Origin of the sequence: Psychrobacter sp. 2Y5, from assembly GCF_051847375.1 — a bacterium.
Classification (GTDB): Bacteria; Pseudomonadota; Gammaproteobacteria; order Pseudomonadales; family Moraxellaceae; genus Psychrobacter.
The window spans coordinates 1-23,440 of sequence record NZ_JBPYDA010000010.1 but is presented as its reverse complement, the minus strand read 5'-3'; the positions used below and the strand labels follow the sequence as shown (position 1 = coordinate 23,440).

Sequence of the window (23,440 nt, the reverse complement as noted above, 5' to 3'; positions counted from 1 at the left end):
CTGTGAACAAAAGATCCTAGTCACTACTTATAGATAAGTACTGGTTAATCACGGCTTTTAATCGATCACATAGTGTGGTGACTTCTGCTTCGGTCATGATGATCGGCGGCATGATATAAATCAGTTTGCCAAAGGGTCTGACCCAAATTCGATTCGTAATGAGCAGTTTTTGAAAAGTAGGCATGTCCACATTGTTATTAAGTTCAATCACGCCTATAGCGCCTAGGATACGCACATCGGCTACTTGAGGATAGTCTTCGATTGCAGCGAGCTGTAATTGTAGATATTTCTCTATTTCTCTAGCGCGAGCAGGATAGTCATTCTCAATGACTAAATTTAGTGAGGCAATAGCTACTGAGCACGCTAGCGGATTGCCCATAAAGGTCGGACCATGCATCAAAGCTGCATAAGGACTACCCGCAATGGTATCAGCGACATCACGCTGGCATAGGGTCGCTGCAAACGTCATATAACCGCCGGTTAGGGCTTTGCCTATGGTCATAATATCTGGTGAGATATGCGCATGCTCACAGGCAAACATTTTACCCGTACGCCCAAACCCTGTGGCGATCTCATCAGCTATCATCAGCACATCGTAGTGACTGCACAACTGACGTATCAGTTGTAAATACTGCGGACTATAAAAACGCATGCCGCCAGCACCTTGCACGATAGGCTCAACGATAAAAGCGGCCATATGAGTATGATTCGTCTCAAAGAACTCAGTCAGCTTCGCGCGCGCACTCTTTGGCATCTCACTGTTAAAACCATCAATAGGCTTGTCTGTGAATAGCTGTACCGGTAGTTGATTGCCATAGATGCTGTGCATGCCGCCAACAGGATCGCAGATGCTCATGGCATGCCAAGTATCACCATAGTATCCAGAACGGGTCGTAGCAATTTTGTTTTTCTCGGGTTTGTCCTTAGCGAGCTGATATTGCATGGCCATTTTTAATGATACTTCAACGGCGATGCTACCGCTGTCTGCATAAAAAATCGCGTCAAGACCATTAGGGACGATAGAGAGCAGTTTTTTACCTAAATCGATAGCAGGCTGATGGGTGAGACCACCGAACATGACATGAGACATCTTTTGCAATTGCTCGCTGATGGCCTGATTAAGTGCAGGATGATTATAGCCATGAGTGCAGGCCCACCACGATGACATACCATCTATGAGGGGTTCGTCCGACTTTGTATACAGATAGACCCCATCACAGCGCTCGATGACCAGGTTGGGATAAGCAGGTGGCAGCGAGGTATAGGGATGCCAAAGGTGATGCTGATCAAACGCATCCGTATCCTCAGAGTCTGTAGCCAATCTAGATGTTTTATCTCTAGCTATTAAGTTATCGCTCATAAATCCATCAATCGCTTGTAAAAGGGTTATCACAATATAGCGGTAACTGCTTATAAAAGCTATACGCAGCCTCTTACTAAAACGAGGAATTGCTCTATAGACTTTTAGCCCCCAAGCCGTTAGGGTAAATAGCTTATCCTCTATTCCATTATTAGTCTTATTATGCCTAAACTTGCCTCTGAGCTTTCTTGTCATTCAAGCTATGCCCCATGGGAAGCTTATCACCGTCCTTACGTACGCGATCTAGCGTTTGTACTCGCCTGCCCTAATGTGTTGACCAAATGGCTTGATTTTGCACCGCATCAAAGCACTCATGAAGTCGAAGTCCATCCCAGTGAATTTTGGCTAGCGCAATTTGACGCTTATCGTCAGCGTTTGGATGAGCTTGATACTACTCACGCCTATCAAAATTTGACCCGTTATCTACTCAGTCGGCCTAGCCCCAATCGTTTGGGCTTTCACTTTGAGGGTTTGTTATCATTTTGGTTAGAAGACGGGTTTGCGCGTGGATTGCATCCGTATGAGACACTCGCCAATAACGTGCAGCTATACAATGGTAAGCAAACCGTTGGTGAGCTGGATTTGATTTTGTACAATCACAGCGAGCAGTTGATTGAGCATTGGGAGCTGGCGATTAAGTTCTTTATGGGAGCATACCCATTCGCGCCTGCAAACTGGGTCGGGATTAATTCTAACGATAATCTACAGCGTAAGATGACTTATATGCAGACCAAGCAGTTTAGAGTGGTTTGGGTCGATACCGAAGCGCATGGTCGCGTCAAAATCGATAAGCGTTACGGAGTGATTAAGGGACGCTTTTTTTTGCCGATGGGCACGACTGGTTTTGTCTATCCAGACTGGTTAGAGCCTACCTTTCCCATGCATCTATGGTGTGATATAAACGATAAGACTAGTCTTGCTAAGCTTAATACTAACCGTTTGCGGCAAGCGCATTATATAGAATGGTTCACCAAACGTGACTTTTATGATGCTCGTCAACCTCTAGCTAATTGTTTAGAAAACAAAAAACCTAAAGCTGGGTTATATTTTGCCCAAGATTGTCCAGTAGTGATTTATCCGCCTGTCATTAGTAGCTAAACTAAATTAATAGCCGTTACCAAGCGTAGCGACCATATAAGCTAATTTCACTACGCTTAGCTTTTTCAGAATCTAAGTCATCAGTCAGCACTTTTATACCGCCGTACTGACTATCTAAAGACAGTCCAAGCGCTCGCGTCTGCGGCTCAACCAATGCGGTAAGCATAAAGGGATAGCGATTATTACTGAGCAGATAACCCACAGATAGCTGATACAAGTCTTGCACCTCATTGGCTTGTCCATGTGCGCCAAGCTGCCAATTATTATTTAGTTGATGCATAAGACTACCCTCAACCCGCCAAGGTAGCGTCTGCGTGACATCCTTCGTCTCAAGCTGACCTTCCAGACTATATAGCGGTCGTCCATTAACATCATAATCAAGCGCATAGCGAGTGCTCGGCATCTCCTTCCAGCGCATACGTCCAAGGACATCATATCCGCGAATATTTAACTGCGTCTTATCTGAGAGCTTACCGGCTAGATTCAAATCAATTGAGTAACCGTAACCTGAAGGATCATCAGGATTCCAGCCTAGATTCTCCTCCCCTAGCGCTGGCTCGTCGTAGTAGTAATCAAGATAAGCATCCGCTTTATCAATAGTATCTCGAATATTATTGAGCTCACTATCTGCTAAAACCCGATTGCTCAAACTCCCGGTAACCTTACCATCTAAAGCATGTAATCCTTGCCAAATATTAGCTTGAGTCGTTAAGTGCCAATCAGGAGCTATAGACTGGGTAAAACCAATATTGGCCCCTACTCTTTCGTTATGCTTAGCCTCCAAAAATAGCGGATAAGATTTACTTGCGGTTGGGTTTTGCTTGTTCTCGTACTGCCAGTAGACTTCTGCCGTCTCTTCACTAAACTCCATCAGATAATCATAGCGCCAAGCTAACCCATAGCTAATAGCGCTGTTGGCAGGTTGTACATTAAGCCCCATCCGTCCTTGTACATAAGCATGCTCACCTGACTCTAAAGGCGCATCCCAATCATCGATAAAAGCGGCGATAGGCTGAGCAGGGCTATCTGCGCTCGCCATAACCTCAAACCCTACTTTGGGTGTTTGCGTTGGTATTTGGCTAGCAAAAAGATTGGTAGGCAGAAAAGTTGGCGCTCTACTCTCTGAAAGACTAGATTCTTGCGCGATAGCAGATATAGATAAGCTCGACCCTAAGCATATCAATGTCATAGAAGTAATAGAACTATCGAGTCGATAACGAGTTAATGGTTGCCAAGTTGTACGTACAGCTATAAGTAGTCTTGAGGAGATCATGGACGTTCCATAGATGACAAGCGATAGAATTTGGAGAGCAAAAAAAAGAGACAGGCCTTACTGTCTCTTTTTATATCTTCAATCATTGTATAGATTTCAAAACCCTTGAGGGATCATGTTGAATCTATAATCTTATAAAACAATTAAGCTGTTATCGGTAAACTTAGCCGTAATCTTACCGTCATTGTCCATCAGATCACCCAAGTCTTTACCATTAACGATGATATCACCAAGCTTACCATTACTATCGGTAATAAAATCACTATCCTCATCGACATTTAGGGTGATAGAGGCATTATTTTGCTTAATGATAAACTGAGTGCTGACGACGTCGTAGTCGTTGTTCAAAGTCGATTTTCCAGTAACAAATAGAGTCTTACCATCCACGCTGGCAGTTAGACCTTTAAGCTCAACAGCATTGCGAGCCGTACGCTCAAGCTGGGCTTGAAAGTCAAGTGGAATCGTTAATTTATCATTTTTGGTGACATCGCCTTTGATAGCTAGTAATATTTTCATACCTACAAAATTGCTAGCACTCTCTACAATATTACCCGTACTATCCACAGTGATAAACTTCTTGATATCATCGGCATTAGCAAGAGCATTCAGGGTAAGCGTTACATTAGTCGCTGGATTTTCCTTGATCATCTGACCAGTTAAATCAATCTTGTAAGGTATAGTGCGTACTGCTAAGGTACCGTCGGCAAGCTCTTTGCTAATGTCCATGACTTCAATAGCAAAGTTTCTCGCTTCGATCACGCTATCATTGGCTTCTAATTTTAGCTTAGCTAAAGTAATGACGCCTTTTTCGAGAGTGACGCCTGCTGCATTGGCTTCATCAAAATCAAACTCGTCATTGAAGGTGACTTTTTCGCTGAACTGGCCATTGACTGTGGCGCCTTTGGTCGTTGAACTCAATAGTACAGCTTCTTTGCCAGTACCAATTTTAATACTATTAAAACCAAGACTACCCTTAAAATTGTCAGTATTAGTGTTTGAGCTCAAGGCATTTTGATAATCATCGAAACTTAGGTCAAAAGCATCCTCAACCGTAACTATTTCTTCAAACTGACCTGTTTGCGAGTTGTAATCATACTCATAATCTTCAATCTCCACCTCAGTGGTTCCGGTTAAAGCAAACTGACCATCGGTATTTAAAGTCGCTAAAAAACCTGCTGCTGGTACAAGAGAGATATTACCTAAGGCCACCTCAAACTCTTCATCATTAGCTAACGCTATAATGTTTGCAGCCGTTAGTCTTGAGAGATTATTCTCTTGCATATAATAAGAAAGATTGTTCGGCACCTCTAAAGCATAGCCAAGTCGATCGTCCTGTTGGTCTGTGATGATAGCACTGGCACCCTCATAAGCTTCAGTGACTGCTTGATTATCACTAACGAACAGCTTAGCGGTACGTATCATCTCTTTAGCTTGCTCAAGATCAGACAGACTATTATCGACAGGAGGCTGAGTGGGAACACCTGGTGTGCCTGAGCCGTTATTAGAAGAAATATTGCTATCATTATCATCGCCACAAGCGCTCAATGCTAAAGTAGTGGCTAAGGCTAGTACCGAAAGTTTAAAAAATTTCATTGCAATATCCTTTATGTCAGACGCCTTTATCAAAGACTATTCTGAATCAAATTATTTTATATTCCGCATTATAAGCAACCTTAAAGATTTTTATAGAAACGGAATAAAGAAACTAAAGTTCGCTCATTTGTTGCCAGAATATTACAACTAACGGTGAGTTTAGTCTACAAGTTTTTGAGAAAATATAATTTTTCTTTGCAATAGTCATCGGCTCATTTCACTCTGATAGTTAGTAGTTCTCAATGACCTGCATAACTTCGTACCTGAGCATATCGGCGCTCGGCATGCGCTCAGCGTGAAAGCGAACGATAGCGATACCTGCGCTGGCGAGCGCTTTGTCTTTTTTATCATCGGCCTTTTGCCGCGATTTACTGCTATGGGTCCAGTCATCTAATTCGATAGCGACTAAAGTGGTTTGCGCGTCGATATCAGTAATCACATAATCAACGCTTTGACGGCAGATACGGTTGAACCAAAAACTGCGCTCGCTCGCCTCCTCGGAATTGGCTTCAATAATACGGGATAGCTGGACTTGGACGAAGATATGATATTCAGGGAAGGCGTTTTTGAGCTTATTAAAGAAGATGACTTCAGTATCGGTCATGATAGGCATAGTGGTGAAAGGCCAAATCGCCAAATCATCACCGCGTACCGGCGCAGGATCCGGCTCTGCTCTTTTTGAGTTTGACTGATGTTTTATAACGACTATCAGGCCTAAAAACCCGATAGCAGCGAGCAAAAATACAATGCCAAGTGACATAGGTATACCTTATAAATTTGAGGCGACCGCCCAGCCTTTGTAGGCTGATAAGTCATACAGTAGTAAATAGAGAAACAGCTGCTATCGTATACAAGCTTATCTTAATCAGCAATCAGTAAAATAAAAAACACGACAATGTATGTCGTGTTTTGAATGAATCGAGATAGTCGCGACTCAATATGAGCATCTATGTTTACCAATATTTGACCCAAGCCCCACTGGTATCTACTTTGGGGTCATTGTTGATCTTATCTTTTAGCGCCAGTGCTGCAACTTTGCCGCGCTCAGGGCCAACAACAACACGGACGCCGCGACTGGTCTTGCTAGTCGTCACTTGATATCCTGCATCTTTGAATTTTTTAGCGACTCTTTCGGCAGCTGCTTCATCGCTAGCCAGCGAGACTTGCACGCCAAAGCTGCCTTTGGCATCGGTCTCTTTAACTTCCTTACGCGCTTCTACCAAGCGCTGCTGGGCATCACGCTTTGCCTGTGCCTGCGCTTTTTCTTGCTCACGCTTGCGCTCCGCTTCTGCCGCTTCGCGCTCTAAACGCTGGATTTGTTTGCGCGAAGGGATAGTAATCGTCTGGCCTAACTGTAGGGCAGCGGATGATGAAGTATTATTGGCCTGTGCCAAAGCTTCGACGGGTACATTGTACTGACGTGCTAGTTTGATTAAGCCGTCACCGGACTTGACCTTATATTCGCTCGGTGAACTCGGTGGTTCAGACTTGGCTGCTTGTGCTTTTTGCTCAGCCGCCTTTTTTTCAGCAGCTCTTTGTTCTGCCACTCTTTGCTCAGCGGCTTTTCGTTCGGCTTGTTCTTTAGCCGCTGCCTTTTCTCGAGCCTCAGCTTCTGCTTTTTGTTTAGCGACGCGCTGCTGCTCTTGCTCAGCGACTGTTTTTGCTTCAGCTGCTCGTCGCTGGTCTTCTGCAGCGCGACTGTCCGTACTAGCGGATGCCACTGTAGTTGTAGCTGGTTGCGACTGTACCGTAGGAGTGTCTAGGGTGATTGGCGTCTCTTGTATCGACTCTTCTTCGGCGGCTACAGGCGTAGCATTATCAATATAGCGTTGGTTTTCCGCTCGTGCCTTGGCTAGAGCTTGTGCCTCTGCAGACTCTTGCTCAGCCAAAAACTGCTCAGCACGTTTTTCTTGTTCCGCCACTCGGATGGCACGCTCTTTTTGCTTTTGAGCCAATAGCTTTTTTTCAGTCTCGATATCTGTCGTCAGCGGGTTTACGGCCTGTTGCTCGTCAGTGCTATTCTCAACGAGCGCCGGTGTCGCAACCGTATTATCATTGGTTCCAATCTGTTGCACCATGGCATACAGCATCACGCTACCGCCAATAATCATGCCTATGCCCAATAAGGCTTGTCTAGAAAAATTCATCCGTTTCATTTCCTCAGTTGGTAACAATGATTACTCAATACCCTTGGCCCCTTAGACGCACAGCTTATAGTGCAAACTTATCTAATAAATCAATGCCATTTTTACTATAAACGACTTAGCATTCACTTATAAAGCCTATGACTATCATAGTAAAGCGCTTTGATTATAAAACAATTTTTTCATATTGTCTGCTATCGTACTATTTCAATAGGCTACCCAAAGCTTAGCTATAATTATCACTAAATACAATTAGGAAATTAAGAGTGTTCATCGGCTGATTTTGTCAATTTTAGCTTTCTAAAGAGTTCCGTTCTAGCGCTATACTGACTCTATAGCTAAAGCTGAAAGCGTCTCTCCAATGGTATGAAAAGAGCCGCAAACTAGTAGCAGGTCTTGTGGTTGGCTCTCCAAGGTAATAGCTTTCGTGGCTTGCTGTAGACTCTCAAAAGTATGAATATGCTCTTGAGGAATTTGAGCGCTCATCGCTGCTACTAATTGCTCAACGCTTGCCGCTCTTGGATAATCTATCTCAGCAACAAACCACTCAGATATCGGCAGATCGGCCTGAGTGAGACGTTCGATAACCAGCTCGATATCCTTATCCGCTAGCATAGAAAATACTATCTTAATCGTCGCCGTTTTATTATCGGCTTGTTGCCTGTGCTGCTGCCAAAGCGTAAATAACTGCGCGAGCATGAAATCAACGCCATGCTCGTTATGGGCGACATCGAATAGCCAGTGCCGATTAGCTAGCTGCCGATAATCAAAGCGCCCTGCTAGCTTGACGCTACTTAAGGCTTGTTTGATAGCGTCAATGCCGATATCGAGCGGACTGGCTAGTACAGCTGATAACGCGTTGGCAGTATTGGTCAGCGATAGCTTTGGGCGCGATAATTGTAGCGTCACTGCTGCATTACTATATTGCCAAGTGGGTTTAACGCTGGCATTTAGCTTATCCTTGCTATTAGCCTCTACTTCACGGTAATAAAAATCTTCTCCCACTTGATAGCAAGTCACGTTATGCTGCTCAATTAACGCTTTAACGCTATTAGGCATCTCAGTAGCGCCATAAATCAAGGGGATACCTTCGCGTAAAATACCGGCTTTTTCACGACCAATCGCCTCAATATTATCGCCTAACCAGTCGACATGATCGATGCCGATATTAGTAATCACTGCCAAATCAGGATCGATGATATTGACCACATCTAAGCGCCCGCCTAACCCAACTTCTAACACCCAAACCTCGCAGTCAGCTTCAGAGAAGATCAGAAGTGCGGCTAAAGTTGTCATCTCAAAAAAGGACAAGGTTAATCCGCATTGCAGCCTTGCGATCTCAACTTGATGAAAAGCGGCGATTAAGGTCTTGTCGCTAACCATCTCGCCATTAATACGGACGCGCTCATTGAACTCAATTAAATGCGGCGACTGATAGAGCGCGGTCTTATAACCCGCAGCTTGACATAGCTCGCTAATCATCGCAGTCGTTGAACCTTTGCCATTGGTGCCTGCCACCGTAAAAACGTAGGTATCTTCTTTGGCGGACTCGACGACTCCTAAACGCTCGGCGATCGGCAACACTCTAGAGAGTCCCATATCTATCGCTGAGACATGTATCTGCTGCATATAATCTAGCCATTCAGTCAGGCTAGAGCCTTTAGTAGGCGTACTCGCCTGAGTAGTTATAGAAGAGAAATCCATAAATAACCTATATCAAAAATGGGCATGAAAAGAACTATAAACCGTAATTATATTTGCCTCAAAGTGTATAGCAAATTTGCTCAAAACCCCAATTCAAAATGACAAGTCAAAACCAAAAAATAGCACTTACCGCTATTCACGATAAATGCTATTAAAGAAGCTGTTAGTTCAGCTCAAAGCAGTACTAAATCTTCGGCTAAGCGTCAACGTTGGGCTGATGACAAAGCTTAGCAAGGAGGCGATAAATAGTGTCTATCATTTGATGACGATGCACCACTTCATCGACAACGCCGTGCTCTAGCAAAAACTCAGCACGTTGGAACGGCTCTTCTAAAGTTTCGCGGACAGTTTGCTCAATCACCCGCTTGCCGGCAAAACCTATCATCGCTTTTGGTTCGGCTAAATGGATATCACCAAGCATAGCGAGAGATGCAGTAACGCCGCCGTACACAGGGTTAGTCAGCACTACAATATAAGGAATACCTGCCAGACGCAGGCGCTCAACGGCAGCTGCAGTACGCGCCATCTGCATCAAGGATAGTAACCCTTCTTGCATACGTGCGCCCCCAGAGGCAGCAAAACAAACCAAAGGCTTACGCTCTGCTAAAGACTTCTCCGCCGCTTGTACAAAGCGATCGCCGACTACTGAGCCCATAGAGCCGCCCATAAACTGAAAGTCAAAAGCGCAGGCTACCACTTCAAGATTGCGCAGCTTGCCGTATAGCACGATCAGCGCTTCGCTCTCGCCTGTCTTGGTCTGCGCTTGCTCCATGCGCTCAGGATATGGCTTACTATCGACAAATCCTAACGGATCTTTTGCGACAAACTCTTGCCCAAGCTCGCCATCGACTTGCTCCAAAAACCATTGTAAGCGTTCACGAGCCGTCATCGCAAGATGATGATCGCAGTGGGGACAGACATAACAGTTAAAGATAAGCGCCGTGTTAGTAATCATCGATAGACAATTTGGGCACTTGGTTGAAGGCTCAGTCTCAACCGCTGTTAATTGCGGCGTGAGCTGCTGCTTGATGCCGGGTACAGGACGATTAAACCACGATTGGCCTGCCGTATCGGTACTGGTTTTGGTACTATCCTCTGACATCTCAGGTTTTTCTATAGTCTCAGTCATATTATTCGCCATTATCAAAAGGTTATCCGGCACGTTTGCTCATAACCATTTATAGTGTTATGGATTACTGCTTATACATCATTGCAGATATGGTCTTAGTTTACACACGTAAACTAAAATTAGCAAAGCTATTAAACCTATTGCGATTAGCGACTATTTACAATAGCTTGCTCGGACCGATAGAGTATTAGACCCTAAGTAGGACAATACTACAAACTATCTAAAGCACCTCTTAGCTCATCCATCTTAGTCATAATACGCTGCTGCGCTTCGGCTACCGCCTTACTATCGTTCCCATCAATATCGGCAAAGTTCTGCACTAAAGCACTCCCGACAATGACACCATCCGCGTGCTCACCAATGGCTTTGGCTGAGGCGCCATCACGGATACCAAAGCCGACACACACTGGCAAATCAGTCTCCGCTTTGATCGCTTGGACTTGCTGCGCGACATCAGTCGTATCAAGCGTGGCTGAACCGGTGACGCCTTTGAGCGAGACGTAATAAATATAACCGCCACAATGGGTCAAGACTTGCTCACGGCGCTCAGGCAAAGTCGTCGGCGATAATAAGAAGATCTCATTCATCGCATGCTCTGATAAATGCTGAGTAAAGCTACCCGCCTCTGCTGGCGGTAAATCAACCATGAGGATGCCATCAACGCCTGCCTGCTCACAGAGCTGTACGAAGTTATCATAACCAATGATTTCAACAGGATTGAGATAACCCATCAGGATAATAGGCGTCTGTGTATCTTGCTTACGAAACTCAGCAACCATATTTAGCGCATCACGAGTGCTCGTGCCCGCCGCTAATGCGCGTTCACCTGCTAAAGCAACGGTCGGACCATCGGCCATAGGGTCAGAGAAAGGTAAACCAACCTCAATCATATCTGCGCCATGCTTGACTAAATCATGCAGCAAGCCTACAAAGCTACTAGAATTAGGATCACCAGCCATTACATAAGGAATTAGCGCTTTTTTATTTTGCGATTTTAAGGTTGCAAAGGTACTTTCAATTCGGGTCATAATTTTCTCTAATTATTATTTATTTAATAAAACGAGAGGCTATTATCAGCCTCTATTAATCATATTTTTGAATGCTACAACTCAATGCCTTCCGCCTTCATCACCGAATGCAGATCTTTATCACCGCGACCTGACATATTGACCACGATGGTCTGTTCAGGGGTCATGGTTTTGGCCAGTTTTAACGCATAAGCACAAGCATGAGCGGTCTCAAGGGCTGGGATAATGCCTTCTTTACGCGTGACTTCATGGAAGCCTTCTAACGCTTCTTTATCAGTACAGCCGACATATTTGACACGGTTCATATCTTTTAGAAAGCTATGCTCAGGGCCAACACCTGGGTAATCAAGACCGGCAGAGATCGAATGCGTTTCTTGAATCTGACCCTCGTCATCTGCCATTAGATAAGTCCGGTTACCATGCAACACGCCAATACGACCTGCAGCGAGTGGCGCAGAATGGCGTCCGGTTTCGATACCATCGCCAGTAGCTTCAACACCATACATCTTCACGTCAGTATCGTTTAAAAAGTCAAAGAATAAACCGATAGCATTGGAGCCACCGCCAACACAAGCGACAAGCGCGTCCGGTAATCTGCCCGTTTGCTGTTGATGCTGTACGCGCGTCTCTTTACCGATAATCGCTTGAAAATCACGTACCAATAACGGATAAGGATGCGGACCCGCGACCGTACCAATTATATAGTACGTAGTATCGACATTCGTCACCCAATCGCGCATGGCTTCATTCATTGCATCTTTTAAAGTACGCGAACCTGACGTTACTGGCACTACTGTTGTGCCAAGCAAACGCATGCGGTAGACGTTCATTTTTTGTCGCTCGACATCGTCCGCGCCCATATAGACGATACACTCTAATCCTAACCGTGCGGCAATAGTAGCCGTCGCTACGCCATGCTGACCCGCACCAGTCTCCGCGATGATGCGTTTTTTGCCGCTCATCTTCGCTAGTAGCGCTTGCCCGATAGTGTTATTGACCTTGTGCGCGCCGGTATGATTGAGATCTTCACGTTTGAAGTAAATTTGTGCGCCGCCTATCTCATCGCTCAAACGCTTGGCGTGATACAGTGGTGTCGGACGACCGACGTAATTGACCAAGTCGTTATGATACTCTTCCCAAAAGGCCGGATCGGCTTTGACTTTAGTATAAAGCGTTTCAAGCTCTTCTAGCGCTGCCATTAGAGTCTCAGAGACAAAGCGACCGCCATGCACCCCAAAATGACCACGAGGATCGGGGTATTGGTTGAAGTCGGCTACGTTTTTTGGGTTGGTAAAAGTATTTATAGCTTGTGCTGAATTAGCTTCGGTTATAGTACTCATCAAAATATCCTGTAGATAATAAATTTTAAAAATGCTTATAAGTTAAAGGGAAAGTAGCAAAGGCAGTGGGCTGTATAGGATCAGTAATAGTATCTATGGAATAAAATAATGAATGGCGAATAAACAGCCTAGCCAAATGACAGCTAGCAGTATCCAAATCAAATATTTAAATTGCCAATACCAAAACCCTGCGGCAAAACAGGCAAAAGCACAGCTAAAGAAAAAATAGCCGTGGAAGACAGCGGCTGCACCCGTATAATGAGAAACAGGCGAACCATATCTACCGCCTAACGCAATTTGCTGCTCAACCAGTCCAATATAAGATAGAGAGCTGAAAACAATGATACCTAAAATACAGCAGAGCCAAGTAAATCGATAAAACCCTTTTGCTTGATCTTTGCCATAATCAATCTCTTCACCGATCATTGCCATCGATCTCGTTTAACCGCTTTCATAAAGCCGCGCATTTTTTCTTTATCTTTTTTACCTTTAGCAGACTCAATGCCGCCGCTCACATCGACAGCATAAATCGGCAGATCTAAAGTCGCCGCGACATTGTTAATATCTAGCCCGCCTGCCAAAATAATCGGCAGCGCACTGTCTTTTGGGATTAAATCCCAATCAAACTGATCACCGGTACCACCATATTTCTGCGGATTATAAGCATCGAGTAAAATACTACTTGCGCCAGCTTTAGCAAAATCATTAATTTGAGCATTGACACTTGCTAGCGTATCTTGCTCAATGTTGACACGTAGTGCTTTTATCCAGCGTTTATGCACGCTATTAGCCAGTTGCTGACATTGCTCAGGACTCTCATCGCCATGAAACTGGATAATATCAAAAGCGACTTTATCGGCTAACTCCATAAGCTCGTCTTTATCCATATTGACCACTAAGGCGACGACGCTAGTAAAGGCTGGCACTCCGGTAGTCAATTGCTGCGCTTGCGCTATGGTCACCGCACGCGGACTTGGCGGATAAAACACTAAGCCTACAGCATCGACCCCTAGCTGGGTGGCTGCTTTAATATCAGCAAGCTGAGTGAATCCGCAAAATTTTACCTGCATCTTTTAGCCTTAACCAATTAACTTAAGGATTGTCTTAATAAGGTAGGAGTAGTTGTTGATCGAAACATCTATCACTAGGTATGGATATAATTTGTTAAATAAAGAGCAAATCAATTGCATCCAAAAACTTATCCTAGCATACTTTTATTCATAGTTTTGTTTATGATTACCATAAGGATTTTTCAATGTCTAAAAAGGCAGCGGCAACTAGCAGCGGTAAAGATAACGATAGTAAAGAAAAGTCAGATAATAATGCACATCTGCCCCATTATCTAATGTGGTTTCGCCGTGATTTACGCGTACATGACAATACCGCTTTGGCCGCTATTTGTGAACACGCTAATGCCAATGAAGCGCCTGTTACCGCCGTCTACTTTATCACTCCTGAGCAGTGGCATGAGCACGATGACTCGCTCACACAAGTCGATCATATCGCACGCACTTTGCCGATTCTAGCGCAGGATCTAGAAGAGCAATTAAACATCACTTTGAACGTTTATCTCTGTGCAGATTTCAATGAATCTATAGAAGCTATCATTGAGCTTTGTCAGCAGCTAAAGATCACTACTATCATGGCCAATCATGAGTACGAAGGCAATGAGATCAATCGTGATGAAAAGTTAGCAAAGCAACTTGCTAAAGACGATTTTGAGTTTATTCGTCATCACGATCAGTGTATATTGCCGCCGCTGAGTATTACCACTAACGACAGTGATAGTATGTATAAAGTCTTTACTCCATTTTATCGTAAATGGCGCGATACTTTGGAAGCAGGTTCGCTTAGCGCTCATAAATCCGCAAAAGTGACTGCTAATAATAAAACCAAAGCCAGCATAAAATCTATGGCGATAAGCTCTGCTAAAGACAACGCCAATACTAGCGCCAGTATAGAAAAGCTTGCTCAAGAGATAGTCGCTGATTATCAAAAATCCCTAGAAAACGACGACGAGCAATTATTCACCGATAAGCCCGCGCAGCTTAAGCAAGCACGCGAGGATTATCCGGCTGGTGAAGACGCCGCTATTCAGCGTCTAAATGATTTTGTCGCTGATGATATCGAAGATTATGATGTCAGTCGTGACAAGCCAATTTTGCAAGGCACTAGCCATATGTCGGCCTACTTAACGATTGGCGCTATCAGTCCAAGGCTATGTTACCTGCAAGCAGCACAAGCGCAAGAAAAACTGCACGGTAATGATAGCGATAATGAGGATATTAATCGTTGGATAAGCGAGCTGGCTTGGCGAGACTTTTATCGTCATGTGCTCGTCGATAAGCCCAAACTCATCGAGCATAAAGCCTATAAAGAAGATGCCGATAACAAGGTCAATTGGTCGTATGATGAAGACGACTTTGCTGCTTGGTGCGCGGGCAAAACAGGCGTGCCGCTAGTTGATGCCGCGATGCGTTGTCTGAACGCCACAGGCTTTATGCACAATCGCTTGCGCATGGTGACGGCGATGTTTTTGACCAAAGACTTGCTCATCGATTGGCGCTGGGGCGAGCGCTACTTTATGCAGCAGCTCATCGATGGTGACTTTGCCTCTAATAATGGCGGTTGGCAGTGGAGCGCCTCCACTGGTACAGACTCTGCGCCGTATTTCCGCATTATGAACCCGTTTAGCCAAGGCAAAAGCCATGATGCCAATGGCGAGTTTATCAAAACTTGGCTGCCTGAGCTAAAAGACATCCCTGCCAGTACTTTGCATTCTGAGGACAAAATGCGTCAGGCGCTGAAAAAAGGCGGTAAGTTTGCGGATATAGACTACCCTGCGCCTATGGTTGAGCATAAAAAAGTGCGCAAACTGGCCATTGCTGAGTTTAAAAAATAGAGAACAGTTAAATTTTCATCTAAAAATCAACGTAAAAAACAGCGCTCAATTATCACAAACTGAGCGCTGTTTTTACTATCATGAATTCGCTATAAAAATTAACTCGCGGTACTCGTCGGCATCCGGCAAGCGCCCGCGCCTTGCGTAGTCACTGTGATCACCGCTCCGGTCATGGCAAATAGCTGTTGCAATTGTTGTTGGGCGTTTTGCAAGGCTAAAGTCATGACATCACCGCGGCAGGCGCGCTCAAGCACTTCTTTTTTGGCCATACTTTGTGCTTGCTCTAATATGGTCGGATCAACTTGCATCATCCCAAACGCACCTGTCTGCCAGTCGTATATCTCAATATCATCAAGGTATACGGCAAAGACCTCTGAAGGCGGTATAGTGATGTTAATCTTTGGCATGATAGCGACTGGATTTTCAGTACTGGCATTTTGCTCATTGTTATCGTCGAGCGCCTCGGTTGGCTGTACCACTTGTACCATCTCGGACGTCAAGGCGCTCAGATCGATACCTGCTTGCACGCGCCCTTTAGCAATGAATAAGGCCTTTTGCTCATCTTGCCACAGCTTTGCCCAGCTGCCCTCGCGCTCACTGGTAATAATGGTATCGACACTAAAAGCCACCGTTTGTAGACGATTAAGCTGCTGAATTTGCGTCACTACCCCTTCGCGGGTAATCGTCTCGACAGGCTCTTCCTCAGGATTGCTTTGCATCACATAAATCGCAAAGGCTAACGCCGCTAAACCTATAAATAGTAATAGCCACGATATCTTGGCAATTTTTGGCTTCGGCTTACGCTCTTTAATAAGCCTATTATTAGGGTCAGAGGCGGATTGCTCAGGAGTACTCATAGCGGCTACCTTTTTATGGATTATTGGTTGTTGATACAACGCTTATTAACGCTAAACGTTAATGGCTTAAAACCTTCAATGCAGAATATTTATTTTAAAATCATAAGCTTATGATAAATAAACACTGATACTTAAATGCTATCAAAGCGCCTAACTTCAAGGAGTCGCTACTAATTGTCTACACAAATCCTGATTAAGGGATATTTAAACCCTTCGCTTTGTTTTAATAATAAGGACTTGCTAGGATGGAAATGACAAAAAGTCATTGCGTCTGAGCCTAACTTTACCTAACATAGACAGGTTACGCTGAGGCACTATAAAAGCTCTATTATAAAATCGTTAATCGACTCGTTTCAGCGACTTTTTACCAAGGCAAGCTAGCGCTGGCATAAAATTTTAGCCTTACGTTTAGCGTCTTTTTTATTTATTGTATGATTGAAGATAAGGTTACGCTTTATTTATGAAAGCCAGTCAGTTCTTGTTCGCCACGCTAAAAGAGACTCCAAGTGATGCCGATATCGCCTCAAGCCAATTGATGGTGCGTGCCGGTCTTATTCGTAAAATCGCTTCTGGACTCTATATTTGGTTGCCTTTGGGACTACGCGTCCTACAGAAGGTGGAACGTATCGTCCGTGAGGAGATGCAAAATATCGGCGCGCAAGAAGTGCTCATGCCGATGACTCAGCCCGCTGAGCTATGGCAAACCACCGGGCGTTTCGAAGATTACGGCCCTGAGCTGCTACGTTTCAAAGACCGCCACGATCGCGACTTTGTACTCGGTCCCACGCACGAAGAGGTCATCACCACATTGGCTCAAAGCGAGCTGCGTAGCTATAAGCAGCTACCGATTACGTTTTTCCAGATTCAAGGCAAATTCCGTGATGAGATTCGTCCGCGCTTCGGTGTGATGCGAGCGCGCGAATTTACCATGAAAGACGCCTACTCTTTTCATGTCGATCAAGCCTCGCTTGCCAAGACTTATCGGGATATGTATGACGCTTATACGCGTATCTTTACCCGTCTAGGCCTAGATTTTCGCGCCGTGCAGGCAGACACCGGTTCTATCGGCGGCTTTGCATCGCACGAGTTCCACGTGTTAGCCGACAGCGGCGAAGATGATATCGCCTTTTCGGACGCCTCTGACTATGCGGCGAACGTTGAGCTTGCCGAATCACTATCCTTTAACATGGCTGAGCGTCAACCGCCAAAGCAAGCGCGCGAGGATGTGCTCACCGAAGGCATGACCTCTTGTAAGATGGTCGCTGAACACTTAGATATCCCGCTGGCTAACACCGTCAAAACCTTGATCGTCCATGGTCATAAAGAAGACGATACGCCGCAGTTAATCGCAATAGTTTTGCGCGGCGATCATCAGCTTAACACCATTAAAGCTGAAAAAATTGAAGAAGCCAATGTGCCTTTAACCATGGCCTCTGATGCAGAGCTAAAAGCGGCAGGTCTCCATAAAGGCTATATCGGCGTTGATCTAGATATGCCGGTGTTTGTCGATCGCTCAGCAGCCACTTTATCCGACTTCGTAGCGGGCGCGAATGTCGTTAATAAACATACTATCGGTATGAACTGGGTACGTGACACCCGTATCACTCGCATCGTTGATGTGCGTAACGTCCAAGAAGGCGACCCCTCTCCTGACGGTAAAGGGACTTTGAAGATCAAGCGCGGTATCGAGGTCGGTCACATCTTCCAATTGGGCGATAAGTACTCACAAGCGATGAATGCGACCGTTTCTGGCGAAGATGGCAAGCCCGTCACCTTAATGATGGGCTGCTACGGTATCGGCGTTAGCCGTATTATCGCTGCTGCTATCGAGCAAAATAACGATGAAAACGGTATCATGTGGCCACAAACGCCAGACGTTGAGGATTCATTGGCGCCGTTTGAAGTGGCTATTGTGCCAATGAAGTCTAAAGAAGACACCGTGATGGAGACCGCGACCGCGCTTTATGAAGAGCTAAAAGCAAAAGGCGTCAATGTCCTACTCGATGATCGTAACGAGCGCCCTGGGGTCAAGTTTGCTGATCTTGAACTGGTTGGTATACCACATCGTATTGTGGTCTCCGATCGTAACTTAGCTGAAGGTAAATACGAGTACGTCGATCGCCGCGATAGTGAAAAGCAAATGCTGAGCCGCGAGGAAGTATTGGCAAAGGTAGTTGGTTAATACGCTTTTATATAAAAAATAGCCTAGCTCATTGATTGAGCTAGGCTATTTTTATGCTTCATGCTTGATTAGCACCCACTACTGACGAATCAAACGACTCGGCTTAGGCAATAGCGAGGTATCACTGACGCGACAAGGATTGATATCGATACCACCGCGGCGCGTGTACCAAGCTCTGACCATCAGCTTTGTAGGCTGATAAAACTCGCTTAAATCGGCAAATATCTGCTCGACACACTGCTCATGAAAACCATTGTGTTGACGGAAGCTCAAAATATAGCGCAGCATACTCGCGTCATCAACTTCGATATCGCTACTCATCTCTACCGCCAAAGTTCCCCAATCGGGCTGATTGGTCACTGGGCAGTTACTACGCAGAAGATTAGAATAAAAAGCGTAAGGCTCCCTACTCTCTTTATTAGATACTTCCTGTTTATTATCTATCGGTTTGCTCTGTAATAGCGAAGCATCAGGATGCAGTGTTAGAGCCACTTTATCGGTACTATCTGCTAGTGCATTATCAATACAAGCGCCGTTAGGCTGCGTAATTAACAGCTCAGAGTCAATCTTTGTCAAATCAAACAATTCAACTTTTACCTCACCCTGTGCACACGCCGAGAGGTCTTTTGCAAGCAGCACCTCTACGTCATCCCAACAGGCAAACTTAGTAAAGTTAATGCTATTAAGATAAAGCTTAAGCGATTTGGACTCCACGATAAAAAGGGACGTTGCAGGAATACTAAAACGCGCCATCGCTACTTGCGAGATACCTTGGGTATTTAGCCAAGACACCTCAAAAGCGTGCCACCAGTCCATACCCATATTGAGTTTATCAGCTTGCCAGTCAATAGCCTCACGCCCCATACTGCGGTCAATTGGATATAAGGTTTCGGGACTATACTCAGTGGGATAGTCGGTGGTTTGCTCGCCTAAAATACCGTGGATACTCATAACCTGCCTTTTCTCTTTGCTAGTAAACGTTACTTATTAAAAACTAACCGTCTTAACATCGAACTACAAGCGAATCCGCGAGCCGTCACTTAACAAGCGATAGGAGATAATATAGAACACCACGCAAAAGACAAAAATAGCCGCCATCGAATACCAGACGTTAACGTCAGAGTAACCCAAAATACCGTAGCGGAAGGAATTTACCATATAGACAATCGGGTTCAATAACGACACGTTTTGCCAAAAAGTTGACAAGCCTTCCATCGAGTAAAACACCCCGCCCAAAAAAGTCAGTGGCGTCAAAACAAAGCTTGGAATGATGGAAATATCATCGAAGGAGCGCGCAAATACCGCGTTAATAAAACCGCCTAAGGAAAACAAAATAGACGTTCCTAATACGGTAAAGATAGTGACGAATAAATGCTCAATGCCTAAGTCGGTAAAAAACAGCGCCACGATAGAGACAATGATCGCAATCACCAAGCCGCGAAAGATACCGCCGCTGACATAGCCAGTCAAAATCGCATGCTTGGACACCGGCGATACCAGTAGCTCCTCGATACTGGCGGTAAATTTAGCACTAAAAAAGCTTGAGACCACATTTGAGTAGCTATTGGTAATCACCGCCATCATGATAAGGCCCGGGACGATGAACTGCATATAAGGCACGCCGCCCATCTCACCAACTCTATCGCCGATCATGCGGCCAAAGATAATAAAGTACAAGGTCATGGTAATGACAGGAGGCAGTAAAGTCTGTGGCCAAATACGCAGAATACGGCGAATCTCTTTTAGCAGGATGGTCTTAAAAGCCACCCATTTTTTGCTCCAAGACATAGACTCATTCGGATTTACAACGACGGGCTCTCTCATAGTCCTGCCTCCTTCATGCTATCGGCACTCTGAATGTTTTGCTCCACCAAACGCATAAACAACTCTTCTAGCCGGTTCGATTTATTACGCATACTAGCGACATCAATATCGCGCTCTGTTAATTGCTCAAAAACGCAGTTGAGGGTTTCACCTTGAGTTAAGGTCACCTCAAGGGTCATCTCATCAGGCTGCACAATGTCAGTGACTTGCTCAATAACTAAAGACTCCGTCAGCGGTTTGGTTAAGTCCAAAACAAAGGTTTCAACCGATAACTGCCCGAGTAAATCTTTCATTTCAGTATTGATGCGTATCTCGCCGTGATCCAAGATAGCGATGCGCTTACACAGCTGCTCAGCTTCCTCCAAATAATGCGTGGTCAGAATAATCGTCGTATTTTCTTCAACGTTGATCTGCTGCATAAACTCCCACATAGAGCGGCGCAGCTCGATATCGACACCTGCCGTCGGCTCATCGAGGATGAGGAGCTTTGGCTTGTGAATCAGAGCGCGAGCAATCATCAAACGCCGTTTCATGCCGCCCGATAGCTCACGCGCTTTACTCCCGCGTTTATCCCATAGCCCTAAAGCAGTTAACAGTCGCTTGGCACGCGGCTTGGCTTCACTAGCCGGTATACCGAAGTAACCCGCTTGGGTGATCAAGATATCTTCAACTTTCTCAAACATGTTGAAATTAAACTCTTGCGGCACCACGCCAAGGTACTGCTTAGCGACTGAAGGATTGGCTAATAAATCGGTACCAAAGATCTCCACACTGCCAGTCGTTGGCTTAAATAGCGAGCTGATGATACCGATCATCGTTGATTTGCCAGCACCGTTAGGCCCGAGCAGCGCAAAGAACCCACCTTGCGGCACGGTTAGATTGGTTCCTTTTAAAGCCGAAAACCCATTATCATAAGTTTTGGATAAGTTCTTAATTTCAAGTGCTGGTACCTCAGACATGAAGACCTCTTTATTAATGATATAAATAGTTTATAACGTTTCAACGTTTCTAAAAGTTTCTATCAGGCTGTTTTATTATTATTGCTGCAAGCTGTCTAAGTGAGGTTGGTTAAGAGATATTTCAACTGACCTATCGTCTAAAAGCCTTAAAACACGCTATCAATAATTCCAATCATCGCTTTGAACCATCGCTAAGCTATCAGTACTGTTTTTTGTACTATGCTCGCAATAGAACGCCCTCTAAAGTAAGCCATCAAAAAAAGCGCCTATCTCAACTTATGAAATAGACGCTCATTCAAAAAACGACTGCTTGTTAATGATTACTTATTGATTAAATAATAGCGATATAGCGGCTTAACTCGCTTCCGCAATCATATAATCCACCGCGTTCTGTACTTCTTCATCAGGGATAGAAGCGCCACCTTTGGCAGGCATAGCATTGAAGCCGTTAATGGCATGATCATATAAAGTCTCTTCGCCTTTGGAGATACGTGGGCCCCAAGCGCTAGCGTCACCCAACATAGGCGAGCCTAATAGGCCTGAAGCGTGACACGTTTGGCATACGGCATTGTAGACCGTTGCGCCATCACGAGGGCCTGCGCCTGCGACGGGTCCGGCGGCGCGAGTAGTGACGTTACAAGTCTCGCCCTCAAAACAGACGTTACCGACAGGCTGAATACGAGCAATGAGGTTGGGGTATAGAGCGATAAGCTTTTGCACTTGTGGTGTATCTTCAGGGATTGGCTCTTCTTCAACAGCAGGTGCTGCTGCCGCTTGCACCGTTTCGTCAGCCGCCACGTCGTCCTCAGCCATTGCCGTATCACCTTCAGCCACTGCTGCTGCTTCGGTGGTATCAGCCGCTGCTTGGGTTTCATCACCCAAAACTTGCGGCGCGTTTTCTACCACCTCCTGTGCTTCCTCTACATCAGAGACGGCTACAGGTGTGTCTACTATTTCTTCAGCTTGGCTCACAGCGATACTAGCGATTCCTAGAATGGCAGCTGCCGATAACATCACTACTTTTCTCATTCGTCACGTTCTCTTATTACATCGACAAGCGGCGGCATTTGAATAGCTGACGCCTTACCCTTATAACGGCATAACTTTTATCATTCTCTAGTTGGCCGTTATGCAGCAGGCATTACTATTCTATATGCAGTCGCACTTGTCATCGGTGATTATTTATCAGTATGAATTCTCCCTAACATTATAAGGGAAAAGGCGGGTAAATTGCCATGCCTGTTTACTGACTATACTGTTTTTTCGCAAAAAAACATAAAGCTCAGCATCAGTCGTTGGCTTTGCTGCTTTTATTTGTTAGACTAAGCGGTCTTTATTTTTAGACAAGCGCTCGTAGCTCAGTTGGATAGAGTATCGGTCTCCGAAGCCGAGGGTCGTGGGTTCGATTCCCGCCGAGCGCACCATGATTTTAAACTTAAGATCTAGTCAAGTTTCGCCTCAAACTTTAGATGGTTTGAGGTTTTTTTGTGTCTGTATTTCCTCTATCAATTTACAATAAACGCTTATACCACTCGTCATAACATCACTTAGCACTACTCATAAACACCACCTAAGCACTCAGCTTATTGTCAAGTTTAGTCTCTAGCATCAACCTGATAAACGTCTTAAACTGATCAGGATGAGACAGTAGGTGCATAGTCATACCTTCATAGGCTTCTTGGCTCTCAAACAATGCGTCCATGGCGGCATCAGGATAACCGCCGAGCATAATCTGATCGGTACTGTTATTACTAAACTGCTTTACCACGATCTCATTTTCAGTCACTTTATCCCAAATCGTGTTTTGGAAATTGATCATGTCTTTATCGGTAAAGTCCTCGCCAGCGAACACTTCATTTAACCGGTTAATGACTTTTGATAACCGCTCTTCTTCTTTATCTTTAGGTTTGGCCGTACCAGCGCCGCCGCCAGCTTCCAGCTCACCACTACCCTCTTGTAGCTTTAGATCCTGCTGATGCAGCTTTGAGACACGGTAGTGACTCATGACGATGTTGGTCAGATCAATATCATCTTCATCGGTCACGCT

At 45.1% G+C, this 23,440-nt stretch carries 19 protein-coding genes, 1 tRNA gene and 1 pseudogene; 4 read left to right on the top strand and 17 right to left on the bottom strand.

The window, feature by feature from the left end; all coding sequences use genetic code 11:
* Positions 1–16: 16 nt before the first annotated feature.
* Positions 17–1,360, bottom strand: coding sequence for an adenosylmethionine--8-amino-7-oxononanoate transaminase (gene bioA / locus ACS8E3_RS10600; RefSeq protein WP_439244063.1), 1,344 nt, complete (start codon positions 1,358–1,360; stop codon positions 17–19).
* Between the two features lie 162 nt (positions 1,361–1,522).
* Between bioA and ACS8E3_RS10595 the strand changes: the two genes are divergently transcribed.
* Positions 1,523–2,458 (top strand): DUF1853 family protein, encoded by a 936-nt coding sequence (locus ACS8E3_RS10595; protein ID WP_439244061.1) that lies wholly within the window; start codon positions 1,523–1,525, stop codon positions 2,456–2,458.
* Positions 2,459–2,474: 16 nt separating this feature from the next.
* Here the strand turns inward: ACS8E3_RS10595 and ACS8E3_RS10590 are convergent, their stop codons facing one another.
* From ACS8E3_RS10590 to ACS8E3_RS10545, 10 genes are all read right to left on the bottom strand, one after another.
* Positions 2,475–3,731: a hypothetical protein gene (locus tag ACS8E3_RS10590; RefSeq protein ID WP_439244059.1), complete on the bottom strand. Its 1,257-nt coding sequence runs from the start codon at positions 3,729–3,731 to the stop codon at positions 2,475–2,477.
* 132 nt (positions 3,732–3,863) lie between these two features.
* A complete protein-coding gene (locus ACS8E3_RS10585; RefSeq protein ID WP_439244057.1) occupies positions 3,864–5,324 on the bottom strand; it encodes a hypothetical protein in 1,461 nt (486 codons plus the stop codon).
* A 229-nt stretch (positions 5,325–5,553) separates the two neighbouring features.
* The gene (locus ACS8E3_RS10580) at positions 5,554–6,084 is read right to left on the bottom strand and encodes a DUF2726 domain-containing protein (protein ID WP_439244055.1); all 531 of its coding nucleotides are present in this window, start codon (positions 6,082–6,084) and stop codon (positions 5,554–5,556) included.
* A 193-nt stretch (positions 6,085–6,277) separates the two neighbouring features.
* Positions 6,278–7,471, bottom strand: a complete 1,194-nt coding sequence (locus ACS8E3_RS10575) for an SPOR and LysM peptidoglycan-binding domain-containing protein (protein ID WP_439244054.1) — start codon at positions 7,469–7,471, stop codon at positions 6,278–6,280.
* Between the two features lie 318 nt (positions 7,472–7,789).
* Positions 7,790–9,172 carry a bifunctional folylpolyglutamate synthase/dihydrofolate synthase gene (locus ACS8E3_RS10570; protein ID WP_439244051.1) on the bottom strand — a complete coding sequence of 461 codons (1,383 nt, stop codon included), beginning with the start codon at positions 9,170–9,172 and terminating at the stop codon, positions 7,790–7,792.
* A 196-nt stretch (positions 9,173–9,368) separates the two neighbouring features.
* Positions 9,369–10,274, bottom strand: coding sequence for an acetyl-CoA carboxylase, carboxyltransferase subunit beta (accD, locus tag ACS8E3_RS10565; protein ID WP_439244167.1), 906 nt, complete (start codon positions 10,272–10,274; stop codon positions 9,369–9,371).
* A 236-nt stretch (positions 10,275–10,510) separates the two neighbouring features.
* The gene (gene trpA, locus ACS8E3_RS10560; RefSeq protein ID WP_439244049.1) at positions 10,511–11,329 is read right to left on the bottom strand and encodes a tryptophan synthase subunit alpha; all 819 of its coding nucleotides are present in this window, start codon (positions 11,327–11,329) and stop codon (positions 10,511–10,513) included.
* 74 nt (positions 11,330–11,403) lie between these two features.
* Entirely contained in the window at positions 11,404–12,669 is a 1,266-nt protein-coding gene (gene trpB, locus ACS8E3_RS10555; RefSeq protein ID WP_439244047.1) for a tryptophan synthase subunit beta, read from the bottom strand.
* A 93-nt stretch (positions 12,670–12,762) separates the two neighbouring features.
* On the bottom strand, positions 12,763–13,101 hold the full coding sequence (locus ACS8E3_RS10550) for a hypothetical protein (RefSeq protein WP_439244046.1): 339 nt from the start codon (positions 13,099–13,101) through the stop codon (positions 12,763–12,765).
* Complete coding sequence (locus tag ACS8E3_RS10545; RefSeq protein WP_439244045.1) at positions 13,092–13,739, bottom strand: phosphoribosylanthranilate isomerase; 648 nt, start codon at positions 13,737–13,739, stop codon at positions 13,092–13,094. The genes ACS8E3_RS10550 and ACS8E3_RS10545 overlap by 10 nt, the downstream gene beginning before the upstream one ends.
* 185 nt (positions 13,740–13,924) lie before the next feature.
* On the opposite strand from ACS8E3_RS10545, the gene ACS8E3_RS10540 reads away from it, so the two are divergent.
* Entirely contained in the window at positions 13,925–15,571 is a 1,647-nt protein-coding gene (locus ACS8E3_RS10540) for a cryptochrome/photolyase family protein (RefSeq protein WP_439244044.1), read from the top strand.
* A gap of 98 nt (positions 15,572–15,669) precedes the next feature.
* Here the strand turns inward: ACS8E3_RS10540 and ACS8E3_RS10535 are convergent, their stop codons facing one another.
* Positions 15,670–16,428, bottom strand: a complete 759-nt coding sequence (locus ACS8E3_RS10535) for a DUF4230 domain-containing protein (protein ID WP_439244042.1) — start codon at positions 16,426–16,428, stop codon at positions 15,670–15,672.
* A 460-nt stretch (positions 16,429–16,888) separates the two neighbouring features.
* On the opposite strand from ACS8E3_RS10535, the gene ACS8E3_RS10530 reads away from it, so the two are divergent.
* Complete coding sequence (locus ACS8E3_RS10530; RefSeq protein WP_439244040.1) at positions 16,889–18,610, top strand: proline--tRNA ligase; 1,722 nt, start codon at positions 16,889–16,891, stop codon at positions 18,608–18,610.
* 78 nt (positions 18,611–18,688) lie between these two features.
* Here the strand turns inward: ACS8E3_RS10530 and queF are convergent, their stop codons facing one another.
* The 4 genes from queF to ACS8E3_RS10510 form a co-directional block, all read right to left on the bottom strand.
* The gene (gene queF / locus ACS8E3_RS10525; RefSeq protein WP_439244038.1) at positions 18,689–19,561 is read right to left on the bottom strand and encodes an NADPH-dependent 7-cyano-7-deazaguanine reductase QueF; all 873 of its coding nucleotides are present in this window, start codon (positions 19,559–19,561) and stop codon (positions 18,689–18,691) included.
* Between the two features lie 63 nt (positions 19,562–19,624).
* Positions 19,625–20,398 carry an ABC transporter permease gene (locus ACS8E3_RS10520; protein ID WP_439244165.1) on the bottom strand — a complete coding sequence of 258 codons (774 nt, stop codon included), beginning with the start codon at positions 20,396–20,398 and terminating at the stop codon, positions 19,625–19,627.
* A gap of 32 nt (positions 20,399–20,430) precedes the next feature.
* Positions 20,431–21,393: an ABC transporter ATP-binding protein gene (locus ACS8E3_RS10515; protein WP_439244037.1), complete on the bottom strand. Its 963-nt coding sequence runs from the start codon at positions 21,391–21,393 to the stop codon at positions 20,431–20,433.
* 354 nt (positions 21,394–21,747) lie between these two features.
* Complete coding sequence (locus tag ACS8E3_RS10510) at positions 21,748–22,422, bottom strand: c-type cytochrome (protein WP_439244035.1); 675 nt, start codon at positions 22,420–22,422, stop codon at positions 21,748–21,750.
* Between the two features lie 318 nt (positions 22,423–22,740).
* Between ACS8E3_RS10510 and ACS8E3_RS10505 the strand changes: the two genes are divergently transcribed.
* A tRNA-Arg gene (locus tag ACS8E3_RS10505) sits at positions 22,741–22,817 on the top strand.
* Positions 22,818–22,963: 146 nt separating this feature from the next.
* Here ACS8E3_RS10505 and ACS8E3_RS10500 read toward each other — a convergent pair.
* Positions 22,964–23,440 (bottom strand): annotated as a pseudogene (locus ACS8E3_RS10500) (type I restriction endonuclease subunit R); the annotation flags it as partial.

Coding starts and splice junctions, on each gene's coding strand:
- ACS8E3_RS10580 (WP_439244055.1), bottom strand. CDS start 6,084: ATGTCACTTGGCATTGTATTTTTGCTCGCTGCTATCGGGTTTTTAGGC.
- ACS8E3_RS10570 (WP_439244051.1), bottom strand. CDS start 9,172: ATGGATTTCTCTTCTATAACTACTCAGGCGAGTACGCCTACTAAAGGC.
- trpA (WP_439244049.1), bottom strand. CDS start 11,329: ATGACCCGAATTGAAAGTACCTTTGCAACCTTAAAATCGCAAAATAAA.
- queF (WP_439244038.1), bottom strand. CDS start 19,561: ATGAGTATCCACGGTATTTTAGGCGAGCAAACCACCGACTATCCCACT.
- ACS8E3_RS10585 (WP_439244057.1), bottom strand. CDS start 5,324: ATGAAATTTTTTAAACTTTCGGTACTAGCCTTAGCCACTACTTTAGCA.
- ACS8E3_RS10575 (WP_439244054.1), bottom strand. CDS start 7,471: ATGAATTTTTCTAGACAAGCCTTATTGGGCATAGGCATGATTATTGGC.
- trpB (WP_439244047.1), bottom strand. CDS start 12,669: ATGAGTACTATAACCGAAGCTAATTCAGCACAAGCTATAAATACTTTT.
- accD (WP_439244167.1), bottom strand. CDS start 10,274: ATGTCAGAGGATAGTACCAAAACCAGTACCGATACGGCAGGCCAATCG.
- ACS8E3_RS10520 (WP_439244165.1), bottom strand. CDS start 20,398: ATGTCTTGGAGCAAAAAATGGGTGGCTTTTAAGACCATCCTGCTAAAA.
- ACS8E3_RS10545 (WP_439244045.1), bottom strand. CDS start 13,739: ATGCAGGTAAAATTTTGCGGATTCACTCAGCTTGCTGATATTAAAGCA.
- ACS8E3_RS10530 (WP_439244040.1), top strand. CDS start 16,889: ATGAAAGCCAGTCAGTTCTTGTTCGCCACGCTAAAAGAGACTCCAAGT.
- bioA (WP_439244063.1), bottom strand. CDS start 1,360: ATGAGCGATAACTTAATAGCTAGAGATAAAACATCTAGATTGGCTACA.
- ACS8E3_RS10590 (WP_439244059.1), bottom strand. CDS start 3,731: ATGATCTCCTCAAGACTACTTATAGCTGTACGTACAACTTGGCAACCA.
- ACS8E3_RS10510 (WP_439244035.1), bottom strand. CDS start 22,422: ATGAGAAAAGTAGTGATGTTATCGGCAGCTGCCATTCTAGGAATCGCT.
- ACS8E3_RS10595 (WP_439244061.1), top strand. CDS start 1,523: ATGCCTAAACTTGCCTCTGAGCTTTCTTGTCATTCAAGCTATGCCCCA.
- ACS8E3_RS10550 (WP_439244046.1), bottom strand. CDS start 13,101: ATGGCAATGATCGGTGAAGAGATTGATTATGGCAAAGATCAAGCAAAA.
- ACS8E3_RS10515 (WP_439244037.1), bottom strand. CDS start 21,393: ATGTCTGAGGTACCAGCACTTGAAATTAAGAACTTATCCAAAACTTAT.
- ACS8E3_RS10535 (WP_439244042.1), bottom strand. CDS start 16,428: ATGAGTACTCCTGAGCAATCCGCCTCTGACCCTAATAATAGGCTTATT.
- ACS8E3_RS10540 (WP_439244044.1), top strand. CDS start 13,925: ATGTCTAAAAAGGCAGCGGCAACTAGCAGCGGTAAAGATAACGATAGT.